Source organism: Bacillus cereus group sp. BfR-BA-01430, assembly GCF_022663115.1.
GTDB lineage: Bacteria > Bacillota > Bacilli > Bacillales > Bacillaceae_G > Bacillus_A > Bacillus_A cereus_BD.
Map to the genome: position 1 here is coordinate 1 of NZ_JAKUEW010000084.1, position 284 is coordinate 284.

A 284-nucleotide genomic window follows, 5' to 3' on the forward strand; every position below is an offset into this window, starting at 1 on the left:
ATCAGGTTGATAGGTTCGAGGTGGAAGCGTGGTGACACGTGGAGCTGACGAATACTAATAGATCGAGGACTTAACCAATAAAAAAAGCGGAAACGGCTTGTTCAGAGCCGTTGGAGCTAGATTACGTTAAGAACTACATGAGTGTTATCTAGTTTTGAGAGAATATAAAAAACCTGTTGACTTTTTAAGTGAATTAGGTATAATAATGATTGTCTCAAATGAATATTGTCTGGTAATGATGGCAGAGAGGTCACACCCGTTCCCATACCGAACACGGAAGTTAA

At 39.8% G+C, this 284-nt stretch carries 1 rRNA gene; it reads left to right on the forward strand.

From position 1 onward, the window contains the following. Positions 1-228: 228 nt before the first annotated feature. Positions 229-284: ribosomal RNA gene (gene rrf / locus MR058_RS23900) — 5S ribosomal RNA — on the forward strand; the annotation flags it as partial.